This window comes from uncultured Thalassospira sp. (assembly GCF_963976115.1).
In the GTDB taxonomy this organism is placed as follows: domain Bacteria; phylum Pseudomonadota; class Alphaproteobacteria; order Rhodospirillales; family Thalassospiraceae; genus Thalassospira.
The window spans coordinates 1-15,861 of sequence record NZ_CAXBJJ010000029.1; the positions used below are offsets into that span (position 1 = coordinate 1).

Sequence of the window (15,861 nt, forward strand, 5' to 3'; positions counted from 1 at the left end):
ATAGCAAAACTCGGGACTAACTGGAATCCCCTGATTGATCAAATCCGACAGGCTGTTAGGGGGAACCTGCCGCTTTTTCGTGCGTTTTGATATTAGATGTTTGTCCCTGTGTCGGCGGCGTCCCTTGCGAGACAGGGAAAACCTGCCATTTTCAAATTATTGCCTGATGCCGTTCTGGCGCGCTGGCAGCCCCTTTATGATCCTGCCTTTTCTTTTTCCTGCGCTGGAAACGCGATCTCTGATCTGTTCGTTGTCTCTGCGAAAGGAGCCTTCATGCCCCGGACCATTGCCAAAACCATTGTCGATATGCTTGCCGATGCAGGCGTAAAACGCGTATATGCCGTAACGGGCGACAGCCTTAATCTGCTAAACGATGCCATTCGCCGTGACGGCCGCATTGACTGGATTCATGTTCGCCACGAAGAAGCCGGAGCCTATGCCGCCATGGCCGAAGGTGTGCTGGGCGGTCTGGGCTGTTGTGCCGGAAGCTCCGGTCCCGGTCATGTGCATTTGATCAACGGCTTATACGATGCCCATCGCTGGGGTGCGCCCGTCATTGCCCTGCCATCCACCATTGATCGCGCCGATTACGGCATGGAATCGTTTCAGGAAACCGATCTTGCAATGTTTGATGGCTGTAGCTGGTATAACGAACTGGCCCAAATCCCTGAACAGGCCCCGCGCATGTTGCAACAGGCCCTGCAAAACGCCATCACCCGCAAGGGCGTTGGCGTTTTTGGCTATAGCGGCGATATTTTGCCGCTTGATTTGCCCGAAACTTCAATTGCATCGCCGGTTTATCGGCCCGAAACCATCCTTCGCCCCGATGATGCAACGCTGGATCAACTCGCCGACCTGCTTGCCAATGCCAAAAGGCCGCTGATTTACGGCGGTATGGGCTGTGATCAGGCCCGCGCGCAGGTGCGCGCCCTGGCAACGCGCCTGAATGCACCGGTAGGCTGGACCTTGAAGGGAAAAATGGCACTGGAGCATGACAACCCCAACGGCATTGGCATGACCGGCTTTATTGGCGGTAAAGCCTGTGCCGATGCCATTGCCAAAGCCGATGTGGTGTTGTTGCTGGGAACGGATTTTCCGTGGAAGGACTTTTTAAAAACCGATGCCCGTATTGCGCAAATTTTAACCCACGGCGAACGGCTGGGGCGGCGGACCCATGTGGAAATGGGGTTGATTGGCGATGTGCGTGCGACACTGGATGCCCTGTTGCCGCGCCTTGAAAACCGCGACGATGACAGCTTTCTGCACGACCGGCGCGATGTGTATAAATCCGATCAGGACAGGCTGGAGCATCATGCCGGGACGGGGGGCAAACCCGGTGAAATCAGCCCGGAATATTTAACCGCCATGATCAGCCAATATGCCGATGATGATGCCATTTTTACCGTCGATACCGGCATGACCACGGTGTGGGCGGCGCGCCATCTTAAAAGTACCGGCAAGCGCACGCTGATGGGCTCGTTCTCGCACGGGTCGATGGCAAACGCCATGCCCCAGGCGATGGGCGCGGCACTGGCAGGTGCTGGGCGGCAAAGCATTGCGCTGTGTGGCGATGGCGGGCTGTCGATGCTGATGGGCGACCTTGCCACCATTGGTCAGTATCAGTTGCCGGTCAAAATGGTGGTTTATAACAATTCCAGTCTTGGCATGGTTGAAATTGAAATGCAGTTGGCCGGTTTGCCCAATTATCAAACCGAAATGGTCAACCCCGATTTCGCCCGCGTTGCCGAGGCCTGCAATATTCGCGCTATCACCGTGGAGGACCCCGGCAAGGTTGAAGATGCCATCCGCATGGCCATGGCACATAACGGGCCGGTATTGCTGGATGTGAAAACCGACCGTTACGCGGTGGCGATGCCGCCCCATACCTCGGTTGATCAGCTTGGCAGTTACGCGCTGAGCGAAGCAAAAATGATTCTTTCCGGCCGGGGCACCGAAGTGATTGATCAGCTCACCACCAATTTCAAATATCTGCGTGATTTGTAATCTCTATGGCCGGGGGCTTGTTCTGACGGCCCGGTTTTTTGCGACACCAACAATGGAACATCCCGCATGAAACATAATGACAGCATCTTTGCCGCCTTTAGCGGCGGCAACGGCCCCATCCGCGCCATCCTGCCGCTGGCGGCATTTATCGGTGCTGTGCTTTGTCTGGTGGGGGCTGTCTGGGATCAGGACTGGTTATGGGGGCTTGTTATTTGCCTGCCGGTGCTTGTCATTGCCCTTCACGATGTATTGCAGCGCGATTATGCCGTTTTGCGCAATTACCCGGTTCTGGGCTGGGCGCGGTATCTGTTTCAGGATTTACGGCCTTATTTGCGTTCTTATATCGTTGAAGGCGACCTTGAAGGCCGCCCGTTTAACCAGGACCAGCGCCGTCTGGTCTATGAACGTGCGCGCGGGCAGGAAGATAATCACCCCTTTGGCACCGAACTTGATGTTTACGCCCACGAATATAAATGGATCAGCCATTCGATTGCTGCCAAAGAAGTGCCCGATAGTGACCCGCGCATTACCATTGGCGGCCCGCAATGCACACAACCCTATAGTGCGTCGATTCTCAATATTTCGGCCATGAGCTTTGGCGCCCTGTCGGCCCGCGCGATCGAGGCACTTAATACCGGGGCCAAAAGGGGCAACTTCGCCCATGATACCGGCGAAGGTTCGATCAGTCCCTATCACCGTAAGGGCGGCGGTGATCTGATCTGGGAAATCGGCTCGGGCTATTTTGGCTGCCGCACCCAGGATGGTAATTTTGATGAAGACCTGTTTGCCAGGGCCGCCTGCACCGACCAGGTTAAAATGATCGAAATAAAACTCAGCCAGGGGGCCAAACCCGGCCATGGCGGGGTGCTACCCGGTGCCAAAGTCACCCCCGAAATTGCGCAAACCCGCAAAGTGCCAGAGGGCGAGGATTGCATTTCGCCCGCGTCACACAAAGCCTTTTCCACCCCGCGCGACATGCTGCATTTTGCCGCCCGCCTGCGCGATCTATCGGGCGGCAAGCCGGTTGGCATCAAGCTGTGTGTTGGTCATCCGCACGAACCGTTCGCCATTGCCAAGGCCATGCTGGAAACCGGCATCTATCTTGATTTCATCGTGGTTGACGGGGCCGAAGGCGGCACCGGTGCCGCCCCGATAGAGCTGTCAAACCATGTCGGCCTGCCGCTCTATGACGGGCTGGTGATTGTGCGTAATGCGCTGGTGGGAACTGGCCTTAAAAAACATGTGCGTTTGGGGGCTAGTGGCAAGGTTCATTCCGGCAGTGGCATTGCCCACGCCATCGCGCTGGGGGCGGATTGGGTTAATGCTGCGCGCGCCTTCATGTTTTCTATCGGCTGTATTCAGTCGATGAATTGCCACAAGGGAACCTGCCCCACGGGTGTCGCCACCCAGGACCCGCGCCGCCAGCGCGGCTTGGTGGTGGAAGACAAAGCGAAACAGGTCGAACGCTTCCACCGCAAAACCGTCCATGCCGCCCTGCAAATTTCCAGCTCCGCCGGGCTGGACAGCATCCACGACCTCGAAACCCACCACCTGTTCCACCGCATCAGCCCCACCGAAGCCCGTACGGCGGACCAGATTTACCCGTTTGTGGCGGAAAATCAGCTTGTCGATGCGCCGGAAGAGACGCCGTATGATCTTTGGTGGCAGGCGGCGTCAGTGGATAGTTTTGATGTTGCGAGCCATGTAGGGGATCAGCATAAGGCGGAGGCGTTGGATTTTAAGAGCAGAGACATTAGATGGCCATAATGATGTATTTTTAATGGTGTCTCTCAATGTTTAAGTATTATTTATGTTCCTGTGATTGCTAATTTGGTTTCGGTGTTTTTTATTTTTCAAGTAACGTTTTTATTTTTTGAGATAAGTCATTGCAATATTCATTATTGTTTCTGATCCATAAGGAAAGAAAAGCACCTCTTACGATATCCTCGCTGACGAACCCGATTTCGACACCAAGTTGACTGAATAGTAAGTGCGGATCTCGGTTCGTCCGAATTAGTTCTTCTGTTTTTTCTTTTACTATGTTTTGATTTTCCGGTGCCCGTTGGCAGGACACGGTGAGTATGACTATCTGATCTTCCAAATGATCCAACATATTTTCATATATTGTTAGTTCAGGTTGATGACCTGGTAATCTATATATATCTATTTTATCATCGTTTGTTTGAGATGAGTCTCCGTCAATGATGCATATAGATTTGAATGATATGGCGGGGTTTGCGCGATGAGATTTGTGGGTGTTAACGGCATTGCCGTCGCCTGCTACAGCGTAGACTTCTATCTGGCTAAAATGAATTCCCAGCTTTTCCCTTAGTATTGCATCCACCCATTTTTTAGCAAAGACATCCTCAACAAAAATAGCAATTTCTTTATCTACGCGACCTGATACAGCACGTAAAGCTTCTACGCTTAATTTTCCTTGTTTAAGTTTTCCGTTTATACAAGCCCAAATGGCTTCGCTTGGCAGAGGACCTAAGGCGTAATCACTATGAGTTGTAAAAATTGCTTGAATACCCTTTCTCTCCGCAACATTAATTAAATATTCGACCATTCTTCTTGTTGCTATAGGATGTAAGCCGTTTTCTATTTCCTCGATAAGAATTAATGAGTTGTTAGGCGCTGATTCTATTTCTTTTATCATCCTAATTATAGAGGACTCGCCTGCGCCGAAATGAAATTCAGAGTAATTTACACCATCCGCATGCCCAACCCAAAAGCTGTCATTTCCACCAATATCAGCAACCCGGAAGTTGCTAACATCTTTCCCTAAAATATGTTCAATTTGTCTTGCTACCTCATGTTCTATCCCAGAAAGAACTCCGGTGTGGTGGTATGTAGATCGCATGAGTTTTTTATACTTGCTTTTTTCTCCTGCTGGTACTGTGCGTTCTATTCCAAAGAACTTTGTTGATCGGTCTAAAACATCCGAGCGAATCCATTTCGCGCTTTTGAATTTACTGTTTCTTCTAATGGATTGTCGATGGTTTGACGTCTTGTCAATGATTTCATATTCAGCACGCCATCCCCCCATGCTATTATCGCCGATCGCGCTTTTAGGGAAAAAAGATCCAGGTTTTGTTGCTTTATAGGCACAGGCTGCTGCTCCGAGGATTGACGACTTTCCGCTACCGTTAGGGCCAATCAAAGCGGTGACGGGGAAATCAAAAGTAATAGTCTGTTCTGAAAAACCGCGAATTTTTATTATATCCATCCTGAGTAGATATTTACCATAGTCGTGACGTCTGACTTTATCTATCAATGATATTTTTGTTGAATCTCGGATTTCGCTTCTTTCCATTTTTTGTACTCCTTGGATGGTTTTTTTAATCATGTATTGCGAATACGATATATATATTTAATTTGTAAAATTTTTACATTTGCAGCGTAGCGGTGTTGTATTGCTGGGCTATGGCTAATAATGATACACACGTATCTCTGCCGTTAATTTGAAACAGCCTTCACCAACTTATCCAAAAACACCTCACACCGCACCAACTGATCGAGCGCAATAAACTCGTCCGGTTTATGGGCCTGTTCGATGCTGCCGGGGCCGCAAACCACGGTGGGGATGTCGCCCAGTTCGGCGAAAATGCCCGCTTCGGTGCCAAAGCTGACTTTGCCGGTGGTGTTGGCCCCGGTCAGTTCCATGACAAGGCGGGTGACGTCGTCGTCATCGCCGGTGGCAAGCCCTGCGACATCGGAAACGGTTTCAATTTCGATGCCGACCTCGGGACAGGTTTGGCGCATTTCCGGGATCAGGGTATTGTCGAGATAGTCCTGAATGGTTTTGCGAATTTCGGCACGGTCATGCAGGGGCAGGTTGCGATATTCAAAATCGAACCAGCAATTTTGCGGAATGATATTCAACTGGGTGCCGCCCTGGATCAGCCCGGTATGAACCGTGGTGTGGTTGGGCACAAAATCATTGTCGTGCGGGCCGTCATTGCGAAATTTTGCGCCAAGCTTTTTAAGAAACACAATCATTTCGGCGGCATATTCCACCGCGTTGACCCCTTCGCCGGGCAGTGATGAGTGGCCCGAACGCCCCGTCACATGGGCGCGACCGGAAAACTTGCCTTTATGCTGGGTAATCACCTGCATGCTGGTGGGTTCGCCGACAATGCACATGGCGGGTTTGCAATTCAGATCATTGATCATTTCAACCAGGCGGGGTGCACCGATGCAGCCCACTTCCTCGTCATAGGTAAAGGCGATGTGGATGGGCACGCGCAGCTTGGCGCTGGCGAAAAGCTCTGCCTTGCCCATCAGGCAGGCGAGAAAACCTTTCATGTCACACGCGCCCCGGCCATAAAGTTTGTCGCCGCGAATTTCGGTGGTGAACGGGTCGCTTTGCCAGACCTGGCCTTCGACCGGCACCACATCGCTATGGCCCGAAAGGATCACCCCGCCGGGAATATCCGGCCCGATAGAGGCATAAAGGTTGGCTTTGCCGTGATCGTCGTCAAACACGGTATGGCAGCGATAACCAAGCCCTTGCAGGAAGTCCTGCGCCTGATTGATCAGGTCCAGATTGGAATCCATGCTGGTGGTTTTGTGGCTGATCAGTTTTTCAAGCCAGTCCAGGGTTTTTTCGCTCGGGTGCGCGCTCATTCGACAAACTGTTCCTTTAGAATGCGTTCTTCAAGATTGTGTTCCGGGTCAAACAGCAGGCGGATTTTCATGCTGCGATCCTCGCGGATGATGACCTTGGAAACATCGCGGACTTCGGTGTAATCGGCAACGGCCGAAACCGGGCGTTTTTCGGCATCAAGAATTTCAAAAACAACCTCGGCCCGTTCGGGCAGCAAGGCCCCGCGCCAGCGGCGCGGGCGAAACGGGCTGATCGGGGTGAGCGCCATCAAACCGCTGCCCATCGGCAAAATCGGCCCGTGGGCGGAGAGGTTATAGGCGGTGCTGCCCGCCGGGGTACAGACAAGTGCGCCATCACAGACCAGTTCGGGCAGGCGTTCCACCCCGTCAATTTTAATGCGTAATTTTGCGGCTTGCCGGGTTTCGCGCAAAAGCGACACCTCGTTAATGGCAAGGGCGCACAGGCTGCCGCCATCCTTGGTGTGGGCTTCCATGTGCAACGGGTGCAGTTCCACTGTTTGGGATTCGGCAATGCGTTCGGGCAAGTCGATTTCGCGAAATTCATTCATCAAAAAACCGACAGTGCCCCGGTTCATGCCATAAATCGGCACCTTGCGCCCCATATAACGATGCAGGGTTTCGAGCATGAAACCATCACCACCCAGGGCCACAATCACCTCGGCCTTGTCGGGCGAAACATGGCCATAGCGATGCTTGAGCCGATACATGGCATCCTGGGCGATTTTGGTTTCGGCGGCGACAAAGGCGATTGAATGAATATACATTTTTTATCCGTCGGGGCGGGGATGGCCGCGCTGGCCGTTACAACCCGATATGGACCGAAAAGGCTCCGGGCGCAATCAATCTGCAAATAGAGCCTTATTGATTTGGAATTGCAAGAGGGGCGTCAAACGATCCGCTTTGTTGGTGAGAAAAGGTGATATATCTCACGCTGTTATCCTCAGGTCTTGTTGACCTTGGCGTGAAAAGAGGTAACCCTTTGTACAGTTATGGCCCCATTACGGCGTATCAAAGCAATATGAGTGACATCCGACACCTGACACCTCTTGTTCTTGGCGATGAGAACGAAAACGAAGACGGCTGGCGCCGCGATGGCAAAGGCAATGGAGAACGGCGGTTGCAATTGCGTGCACCGCGTGACCCGAACGGCACCCGGCAAAAGCTGCTGGATGCCGGGTTTGCCGAAATTCGCCGGGCCGGGGTGGAAGGCGCATCGATTGCCAATATCATTGAAATTGCCGGGGTGACCAAGGGCGCGCTTTACCACCATTTTCGCAGCAAATCGCAACTGGCAAATGCCGTGATAGACGAATGTTTGCCCGCCTATGTTGATGAAACCTGGCTTGACGCGCTGGCTTTTGAAGAAGACGTATTGCCTGCCCTGATGAAGCAGGTGGACCAGCTTGGCACGGCACAGGCCCCGAAAATACTGGATCACGGCTGCCCGCTGGCGCGGCTGGCATCGGGGGCCGATGATATGGACGATGCCACGCGCAAACGGGTCGATAGTGTTTATCGTTACTGGCGGCGCGGCCTCGCCGGGCATATCAGCCGGTCGCAATTTGCCAAATATATCCGCACCGATATTCAGGCATCGTCGGTGGCGGAATTTATCATGGCAATCCTGCATGGTTATCTAAGCCGCCCGCCGGTTTTGCGTGGCAGCGAAGTGCACGCCGCCTTTGCCGGTGAATATGCCCGCTATCTTAGCAGCCTGCGTCCCTGATTTACGCGAACAATGTACTTATCCATCTTGCCCTGCGGTTGGGCCGGGGCTATCTTCCTGTATGGGGCATGGCATGGAGAGGGGCACCATGTTGCGGAAGATCACATTATGTTCGGTGGTTTTGCTGGTTGTTTCAACTGCCAGCGCAGGGGCGGTTGATAGTGCCGCGTATCTTGACCAGGTGCTTGGCGATGCGTTGAGCCGTTCGCTGGGCGAATTTGAGGCACGGGTGAAGCTGGAACAGGAAACCCGCGAGACACGCCGGATTGAGGGCGATAAACTTGATGCCATCCGCAACGCTGAAATAGAGTTGCAGCGGGCCGAATATGAAAAGGCCGAGGCCGAGAAAAAACGCCAGGCAAAACTGGTTGAAGAAAACGAAGCGAAAATAAAGGCCGCGCGGCGTGCCGCCGAAATGGCCCGAATTGATGCCATTCGCAATTCAGGGGCGTCAAACGCGCAGGCGCAAAATAATGCCACGATCATGGATGCGATTAACCGGGCTGCAAACAACATTGCCCAGGCCGAAATACAGGGCCGGGCGGCGTCGGAAAATGCCTATGCCACGGTAAATGCGATTAATGCCGCCCGCCGTGCCCAGGCCAATGCCGAGGCCCAGCTGGCCGCCGCGCAAAATGCCGCCGCAGCCAGTGCCGCGCGGGCCCACGCCGAAAATGCCCGTAAACAGGCCGAGGCCGCCCGCCTTGCCGCCGCCCGACAGGCAAGTGCCGCGCAAAGCAGTGCTGCCGCCTCAACAACGATCATGGCCGGGGTGGTCAAGGGTGGGGCCGGTGGGGCTGGTGACGTAACAACGGGCAATAAGGGTTCGGATAGGTATGTTGCCTTTGGTGGTGGAACGGCAATGTCGCCTTTGGCCCCAAAGGCGGGTAAAGGTGCAGGTTCGTCGATTGGGGGGGCGGGGGCATCGGGCGGGTCGCTTCCGGCGCGCGAACCGGTAAAACGAATGGAAGCCGTTGCCTATTGTTATACACGGGAAAACATATCGGCCGACTTTGACGACGTGCAATGGTTTTGTGACGGGCCGATCCAGAAAACCGAGCTTAAAAATACCTTGTCCCAGGCCCTGGAATATGTGGGCTGTGCCGCGGCGGATATAGACCATCGCCGGGAGCCGTATCAGCAGGGATTCATCCTGTTTTGTGAAGACGCTCTATTGCCCTATGACCGCGATATGGCCGAAAAAATGTCTCTGCCATCCTATATTCTGGTCCGGCGAAACACCTATCACTGTAACAGCGTGGCGCGCCAATGCGATGCATCGAACGCCATCAGCGTTGTTCCCGGGCATGGGTGATATCATGAAAACAGGTATGTTTCGCGCCGGTGTCGGGTTTGGTTTTTTGCTTTGGGCGATGCTGTTGTTTTTGGCGATGACGGCGGTGCCCCGGATACAGATGGCACAGGCAGCATCGGCCAGCGACGACTTTAAACAACTGGCAACGGCACTGGGCGATGCGGTTATTCGGGCGGATGATGGCGATACGCTGGAAATGATGGCACGTTTGCGGGCGTTAAACGTGCCGCTGGGGAATGAAATTAATTTTGCCGAAGGCCAGGCCTTGATGCGGATGCACCGCAACGATGCGGCCACAGTCAGCCTGACCAAATATATGGCAGGCAAAGGACGCCTGAAAAAACGCGCGCAGGCGATGCTTGATGAATTAAAGGCGCGCCAAACCCTGCTTGATCAAAGCTGGCGCCGCGAGGAACCCCTTGGCCCCATTCGCCTGACATACCCCGATGGCAGTCACATTGCGGCAAGCAGCACGGGCGAAGATTTGGGCTATTCAAACGCCGTTAGCAGTTTTGTCGATGCGCGGGGTGTCGTGCAATGGCGCAGTGTTCTGGGGGGGACCAGCGGCGCATTTTTCAAAGCCGGAGCCTTGCTTGAAGACGGCCAGTTTGTGATGGCCGGAAGTACCTATGGACCGGCCCCGGTTGAGCGGACGGTGCCAGCAACTGCTGCTTTTGTGCGCTATGATGCGTTGGGACGTGTTGTGTGGCAGCGAAATATTGGTTCCAGTAGCGGCAAAAATGCGTATGGAACCGGTGTGTTGGCCGATGGCAAAGGCGGGATGATTGTTTCCTACACTTTGATTGGCGCGCAGGATTATATCGAAAGATTGGACGGGGATGGCAAAACCCAGTGGCGTTATATTCCCCCCAAAGAAAAGAATGTCAGTGATGATCTGGCGGTTATGGTTCGCGATGATGCCGGGAATATCTATTTGCAACTGGAAGGGGTCGATCCGGCGTTGCGTGTTCTAAACGCGCAAGGCAAGTTGTTGCGTTTGGTTAAGCCGCAGCCCCCAACGACAGGATTTGGCAAGGATTTTTGGGAAAAATACAGAAATTACAGCCGTGCTACGAAAGCCGCCGTGTCACCGGATGGACGCTATATATATTTGTATGGCGCAAGTCGCTTTGGCACATCCAAGCGGTCGCACGGCAGTTTGTATGTCATGGATACAACAACGGGTGTTGTGCCGTGGGTTGTTGATTTGGGGGCTATGGTTGATTATCTGCAAGGGCATTTTTCCTTTGCTGCCGATAACAAAGGTGTTGTGGTAACCGGGGTTGTCGTACCGGAAACCGGGCCGCAAGAAGGCAAAAGTTTTTTTACAATCACGCGCTATGCCGTTTCGAACGGGGGTAAGATTTGGGAACGCAGCGAGGAAGTTGGCAGTAATTTGCGGTCGCATCTGGCAACTGTTTCCCTGATGCCATCGGGGATCATGGCCGGGGTGCGGGTTGGTAACACGTTTGAAACGGTGTTTTTGTCGCACACGGAATTTGATGCGATCGAGGCCGACCCGGCGGCAGATGCGCCTGTTGTTGCCTTTTTGCCCTTCAGCCAAAATACCGAAGCCCGGCAAGCCCTGCTGATGGGGCAGGCCCAGGACCGGTTGAAAGCCGCAAATGCCCGTCTTGCCCAATGTCAGGCCAGCCTGATTTCGTTAAACCGGGTTGGGGTTATTCGCGAAGTGCGCGCCGACTGGGGGTTTGTTGTTGTTGATCTTGACAGTCCATCCGGCCCCGGTGGCGATATGCTGGTGCAACGTGATGATGGCGCGCTGGTAAAGTTAAAGCCGGGCAAAAAGCCCAACCCCCGCGCCATATCGGCCATACCGGAAGATAACAGTTTTAATCAGTTAACATCCGGGATGGCGGTTGTGGTGTCGGGCGATGTTCCCCCGTCGCGCTGCCCGGCGGAACTTGCCGCGATGAATGCGGCACAACACGCACTTGCCGGGCTAAGCGGATTGCAAACGAAATAGCGGATCGTGATCGGGCAGACTGGTGCGGGATTGCAGATAGGGACGACCATCGCCTGTGACGCAAAATTGCAGATTATACAGGCAGGAACGGGGCAGGTTTTTACCGTTACAGTTTTAGGGAAAAAGTATGAAAAAACGATTTGTGGGGTTGGGGTGCCTGGCTGCTTTTGTGTTGGCCGGGTGCGAATTTAAAGATGCGACGATTGATCGGACGGCAGTTGATTTTATGCCAACGGATGTTGCGCTGACATTTTTAAATAACAATGCCCGTCCATGGACCGATGGATATGATCCGTGTGTTTTAACCGAACATGGCGTTGTGATTGACGGGGATTTATACCCCTACGCCAAAATGCGCCTGATCATCGAGCGGAACGCCATTGGAGACTTTTATGATTTACGGGTGATTGAAAACACACTGATCATTCCGGAATATTGCTCCTACTACAAAGGGCAGGATGATACAGGAACGACCCAGGCTGAAATACGGAAAATAGACCGGATTGGCACCGCCTTTGCTGCCCTTGGGGTGGATGTGCCAGGGGCTGCGAATTAAACGGATTACATTTTGTCCGACGGTATCAGGCCAATGTCGGTGTTTGCCGTGCTGTGTCGCCCATTGGCGGGCATTCCGAGAGATAAAAACAACATAAAAACAATGTTATTTAAAAATATTTGACTAATATGTAGTGGAAAATATATAAGACCTACAAACAGAATTTCTTTTTGGAGGTCCCGTGTGATGCGTTCTTATATTTTAGCAGGCTTTGCCGCCCTTTCCCTGATGGTTGGCGCAACCGCTGCCCGGGCCGAACGGCTGACCGAAAAGCCGCTGGTCGATACATCATGGTTGGCGGATCATCTTGAAAACCCGTCATTGGTTGTCGTGGATATTCGCGCGCCCGGTAAATCGGGCAACCCTTATACTGCGGGTCATATCCCCGGTGCGGTTGCTGCGCCTTATGGTAAATTTGGCTGGCGCGCCAAAGTGGGCGATGTGGTTGGCATGTTGCCGCCCGTTGATGTGATTTCAGAACGTGTGGGCAGCCTGGGCATTGATAACGACAAACAGGTCGTGATTGTGCCTGCCGGTGTTAATTCCAGCGATTTTGCAGCGGCCACCCGTGTTTACTGGACGTTTAAAGTACTGGGCCATGATGCGGTGACCATTCTTGATGGCGGGCAGCGCGCATGGGTTGCTGCAAATGGCGATACGTCCACCGACATTGTCGCCCCGCAAAAGGTGGCCTTTACCGCGCATTATCGTCCGGAACTGGTTGCCAGTGCAAAGGATGTTGCGGCGGCAAAATCAAACGGTGTCGCTTTGATTGATGCCCGTCCGGAAGCGCAGTTTGAAGGCACATCCAAAAGCCCGGTCGTGGCCCGTTTTGGGGCCATCCCCGGTGCGGTCAATATTTCGCAGTCAAAATTCTATGATGACAAGCAAGGCAAGTTTGTGGCGTCCGATGTGATCGAACAACTGGCGGGCAAAGCCGGTGTTTCTGAAAACAGCAAGGAAATCACCTATTGCAATACCGGCCATTGGGCATCGGTGGCGTGGTTTGGCCTGTCGGAAGTGGCGGGTAACAAAAACACCAGAATGTATGATGGCTCGATGGCCGATTGGGCTGCCGATCCGTCGCGAGATATGGTGAAAACCCGGTAATATTTGGGTTTTCCGGTCGCCTGCGGGGGCTGCGATATGTGAATTGTCCCTGCAAGGGCAGGGGCCAACATTGCCCTTATATCGTGTGACGAACCATATAGGTGATCTGCGCAATATGTCCGGTTTTGCCCGGGGCGGAACTTTAAGGGGCGGCTTGATGATACCTTCAAGTAGCCCCGCATCCGTCCGGCGTATCCGGTATTGAACAGAATATAAAACATTCAGGATCAATCATGACGCAAACCAGTGGGGCAGCGGCCCGGACGCAACCGGCGCCCATGCCCCGATTTACCTTTGATCGTGGCCCGGCGGCCATTTGCGCTGTCATCTTTGTTGCGGTCGCGCTGATCATTGCCCAGGCGGTTAACCTGCATCAGATGGTGGTTTATCTGATTGGCGGGGTGTTGGGGCTGGCCCTTTATCATGCATCGTTCGGGTTTACCGGCGGCTGGCGTCGGCTGGCGGTTGAGCGCCGGGGCCGGGGCATGCGGGCACAGTTGCTGATGATTGCGGTTGCCGCCATTGCCTTTATTCCGCTGCTGGCCATCGGGGCACCCTTGGGCAGCCCGATTGTTGGTGCGCTTGCACCTGTCGGGGTGTCGGTGCTGGTTGGGGCGCTGATGTTTGGTTTTGGCATGCAGCTTGGCGGCGGCTGTGGATCTGGCACGTTGTTTACAGCGGGTGGTGGCTCGGCCCGGATGCTGGTGACCCTGGCCTTTTTTGTTCTGGGTGCGTTAATCGGCACGGCACATTTGCCGATGTGGCTTACGCTGCCCTCCATCCCTCCGGTTGGTCTGGGGGCGGTTTTTGGTCCGGCTGGCGGCGTGATTGTAACTTTGGTTGCTTTGGCGCTGGTTGCGCTGGTTACGGTGGTGATTGAACGCCGCGCACATGGCGCCCTTGAAACGGTTTTTGCACCGTCCCGTTTGGGCTGGTCGCGCTTTTTGCAGGGGCCTTGGCCGCTGGTTGGCACCGGTCTTTTGCTGGCTGCGATGAATGTTGCGACTTTGCTGGTTACCGGTCATCCGTGGTCGATTACGTTCGGCTTTGGTGTCTGGGGTGCCAAAATTGCCCAGGTATTCGGGGTTGGTGTTGAAAACTGGGCGTTCTGGAATTGGCCGGGCCCGGCGCGGGCCTTGCATAATTCAGTATTGGCCGATGATACGTCGGTGATGAATTTCGGCATTCTGATCGGGGCGGCGCTGGCTTCTGCCCTTGCCGGTAAATTTGCCCCGCGGGTCCGTGTGCCGCTGGCATCGCTGGTCGCAGCCGCGATTGGCGGGATTTTGATGGGCTATGGGGCGCGTCTGGCCTTTGGCTGCAATATTGGTGCGCTGTTTAGCGGCATTGCCTCGGGCAGCTTGCATGGCTGGCTGTGGTTTGCCGCAGCTTTTACCGGCAGCCTGTTCGGGATTGCCGCCCGTCCGATTTTTGGCCTCGATGGATTTAAAAAGAAATGACCGATCGTAATTATTTGCTTTATGGCGCGGTTTTTCTGGCGGCCAGCGGTGCCATCGCGGCTGACCATTTCAGCCACGCCAACGCCAATCCGCCTGCCATTACCAACCCTGCACAGACAGCCGCACCGGGCAATGGCAATGGCAACCCGTGCGCTGCGGCCAATCCTTGTGCTGCGGCAAGCCCCTGCATGGCGAACCCGTGCGGGGCGGATGGGGTAAATGGCAACCCTTGTGCCGGGTTTAACCCGTGTGCTGCACAAAACCCGTGTGCTGCCGCCAATCCGTGCGCGGCATATAACCCCTGTGGCGCAGGTAATCCCTGTGCCGCCGCCAACCCGTGCGCGGCGTTTAACCCATGTGGTGCGGGCAATCCTTGCGCCCCAGCCATGAGTAACCCCTGCGCTGTGACCAACCCATGTGCTGCAACGAATCCCTGTGAGGCTTATAATCCTTGTGGTGCGATGGGTCAGTGATTGCACTGGTAACTGATTGTAAATAAATATCTTCCACTTTGTGCTAGGGGCGCGCGCTTCTGTGCCGTCCTTAGCACATTGGGGGATATATGGCTGGTCGTAAATGGATCGAATCTGAGTTGCTGGTGGCGCTCAAGGTATATTTTGAGTTGGAATTCGGCCAATTTCACCAATATCAGCCCCGGATTATCGAGGTTTCCAAATTTCTGGATCAAACATCCGGTTCCTTGGCGATGAAGCTTTGCAATTTCGCACCGAAAACACCAGTTCTACCGATTCTTTTCATCAGTTAGATGAAGGTGCGATGCCTTTTTGGGGGCGACCACCAAGCCGAACGGAAAATATATCGGTGCGAAAAAATCGGGTTGGTCAGTCTTTTTTCCGGACTGCTGTATTGTCAGGCTATCATCATCGTTGTGGAGTCTGTGGGCTGAATATCCCAAACTTGCTGGTGGCGTCTCATATTATACCGTGGAGCATGGACCCTCATTTGCGGTTGCGGCCTGATAATGGCATTGCGCTTTGCTCTATCCATGATAAGGCGTTTGACCTAGCAGTCTGTCGGGTTTGAGGTTTTATTCCTCTGGATGCGATGGTCTGTATC

13 protein-coding genes are annotated in these 15,861 nt (G+C 53.9%); 9 read left to right on the forward strand and 4 right to left on the reverse strand.

Going from position 1 to position 15,861, the window contains the following annotated elements; all coding sequences use genetic code 11:
- Positions 1 to 273: 273 nt before the first annotated feature.
- Together AAC086_RS22570 and AAC086_RS22575 are read left to right on the forward strand one after the other, a co-directional pair.
- Positions 274 to 2,004 carry a thiamine pyrophosphate-dependent enzyme gene (locus tag AAC086_RS22570; protein WP_339782258.1) on the forward strand — a complete coding sequence of 577 codons (1,731 nt, stop codon included), beginning with the start codon at positions 274 to 276 and terminating at the stop codon, positions 2,002 to 2,004.
- Positions 2,005 to 2,070: 66 nt separating this feature from the next.
- Positions 2,071 to 3,771 (forward strand): FMN-binding glutamate synthase family protein, encoded by a 1,701-nt coding sequence (locus AAC086_RS22575; RefSeq protein WP_339782260.1) that lies wholly within the window; start codon positions 2,071 to 2,073, stop codon positions 3,769 to 3,771.
- A gap of 79 nt (positions 3,772 to 3,850) precedes the next feature.
- Here AAC086_RS22575 and AAC086_RS22580 read toward each other — a convergent pair whose 3' ends face one another.
- The 3 genes from AAC086_RS22580 to AAC086_RS22590 form a co-directional block, all read right to left on the reverse strand.
- A complete protein-coding gene (locus AAC086_RS22580; protein WP_339782262.1) occupies positions 3,851 to 5,320 on the reverse strand; it encodes an ATP-binding protein in 1,470 nt (489 codons plus the stop codon).
- Between the two features lie 143 nt (positions 5,321 to 5,463).
- Positions 5,464 to 6,633 (reverse strand): acetylornithine deacetylase, encoded by a 1,170-nt coding sequence (gene argE, locus AAC086_RS22585; RefSeq protein ID WP_339782265.1) that lies wholly within the window; start codon positions 6,631 to 6,633, stop codon positions 5,464 to 5,466.
- Positions 6,630 to 7,397 carry an NAD kinase gene (locus tag AAC086_RS22590; RefSeq protein ID WP_339782267.1) on the reverse strand — a complete coding sequence of 256 codons (768 nt, stop codon included), beginning with the start codon at positions 7,395 to 7,397 and terminating at the stop codon, positions 6,630 to 6,632. The genes argE and AAC086_RS22590 overlap by 4 nt, the downstream gene beginning before the upstream one ends.
- Before the next feature lie 254 nt (positions 7,398 to 7,651).
- Between AAC086_RS22590 and AAC086_RS22595 the strand changes: the two genes are divergently transcribed.
- From AAC086_RS22595 to AAC086_RS22620, 6 genes are all read left to right on the forward strand, one after another.
- Positions 7,652 to 8,359 carry a TetR/AcrR family transcriptional regulator gene (locus AAC086_RS22595; protein WP_339782269.1) on the forward strand — a complete coding sequence of 236 codons (708 nt, stop codon included), beginning with the start codon at positions 7,652 to 7,654 and terminating at the stop codon, positions 8,357 to 8,359.
- An 88-nt stretch (positions 8,360 to 8,447) separates the two neighbouring features.
- On the forward strand, positions 8,448 to 9,674 hold the full coding sequence (locus AAC086_RS22600) for a hypothetical protein (protein ID WP_339782270.1): 1,227 nt from the start codon (positions 8,448 to 8,450) through the stop codon (positions 9,672 to 9,674).
- Between the two features lie 4 nt (positions 9,675 to 9,678).
- Positions 9,679 to 11,658 carry a hypothetical protein gene (locus AAC086_RS22605; RefSeq protein ID WP_339782272.1) on the forward strand — a complete coding sequence of 660 codons (1,980 nt, stop codon included), beginning with the start codon at positions 9,679 to 9,681 and terminating at the stop codon, positions 11,656 to 11,658.
- A 127-nt stretch (positions 11,659 to 11,785) separates the two neighbouring features.
- Positions 11,786 to 12,214 (forward strand): hypothetical protein, encoded by a 429-nt coding sequence (locus tag AAC086_RS22610; RefSeq protein WP_339782275.1) that lies wholly within the window; start codon positions 11,786 to 11,788, stop codon positions 12,212 to 12,214.
- Positions 12,215 to 12,400: 186 nt separating this feature from the next.
- Entirely contained in the window at positions 12,401 to 13,324 is a 924-nt protein-coding gene (locus AAC086_RS22615) for a sulfurtransferase (protein WP_339782283.1), read from the forward strand.
- 233 nt (positions 13,325 to 13,557) lie between these two features.
- A complete protein-coding gene (locus AAC086_RS22620) occupies positions 13,558 to 14,784 on the forward strand; it encodes a YeeE/YedE family protein (RefSeq protein WP_339782277.1) in 1,227 nt (408 codons plus the stop codon).
- A 19-nt stretch (positions 14,785 to 14,803) separates the two neighbouring features.
- Here AAC086_RS22620 and AAC086_RS22625 read toward each other — a convergent pair whose 3' ends face one another.
- Positions 14,804 to 15,172 (reverse strand): hypothetical protein, encoded by a 369-nt coding sequence (locus AAC086_RS22625; RefSeq protein WP_339782280.1) that lies wholly within the window; start codon positions 15,170 to 15,172, stop codon positions 14,804 to 14,806.
- A 174-nt stretch (positions 15,173 to 15,346) separates the two neighbouring features.
- On the opposite strand from AAC086_RS22625, the gene AAC086_RS22630 reads away from it, so the two are divergent.
- Entirely contained in the window at positions 15,347 to 15,550 is a 204-nt protein-coding gene (locus AAC086_RS22630; protein WP_339782282.1) for a hypothetical protein, read from the forward strand.
- Positions 15,551 to 15,861: the final 311 nt, after the last annotated feature.

Excerpts from the sequence above, each read along its gene's own strand:
- AAC086_RS22610 (WP_339782275.1), top strand. The coding sequence starts at position 11,786 with ATGAAAAAACGATTTGTGGGGTTGGGGTGCCTGGCTGCTTTTGTGTTG.
- AAC086_RS22570 (WP_339782258.1), top strand. The coding sequence starts at position 274 with ATGCCCCGGACCATTGCCAAAACCATTGTCGATATGCTTGCCGATGCA.
- AAC086_RS22615 (WP_339782283.1), top strand. The coding sequence starts at position 12,401 with ATGCGTTCTTATATTTTAGCAGGCTTTGCCGCCCTTTCCCTGATGGTT.
- AAC086_RS22625 (WP_339782280.1), bottom strand. The coding sequence starts at position 15,172 with ATGGCTGGGGCGCAAGGATTGCCCGCACCACATGGGTTAAACGCCGCG.
- argE (WP_339782265.1), bottom strand. The coding sequence starts at position 6,633 with ATGAGCGCGCACCCGAGCGAAAAAACCCTGGACTGGCTTGAAAAACTG.
- AAC086_RS22580 (WP_339782262.1), bottom strand. The coding sequence starts at position 5,320 with ATGGAAAGAAGCGAAATCCGAGATTCAACAAAAATATCATTGATAGAT.
- AAC086_RS22600 (WP_339782270.1), top strand. The coding sequence starts at position 8,448 with ATGTTGCGGAAGATCACATTATGTTCGGTGGTTTTGCTGGTTGTTTCA.
- AAC086_RS22620 (WP_339782277.1), top strand. The coding sequence starts at position 13,558 with ATGACGCAAACCAGTGGGGCAGCGGCCCGGACGCAACCGGCGCCCATG.
- AAC086_RS22605 (WP_339782272.1), top strand. The coding sequence starts at position 9,679 with ATGAAAACAGGTATGTTTCGCGCCGGTGTCGGGTTTGGTTTTTTGCTT.
- AAC086_RS22595 (WP_339782269.1), top strand. The coding sequence starts at position 7,652 with ATGAGTGACATCCGACACCTGACACCTCTTGTTCTTGGCGATGAGAAC.
- AAC086_RS22630 (WP_339782282.1), top strand. The coding sequence starts at position 15,347 with ATGGCTGGTCGTAAATGGATCGAATCTGAGTTGCTGGTGGCGCTCAAG.
- AAC086_RS22575 (WP_339782260.1), top strand. The coding sequence starts at position 2,071 with ATGAAACATAATGACAGCATCTTTGCCGCCTTTAGCGGCGGCAACGGC.
- AAC086_RS22590 (WP_339782267.1), bottom strand. The coding sequence starts at position 7,397 with ATGTATATTCATTCAATCGCCTTTGTCGCCGCCGAAACCAAAATCGCC.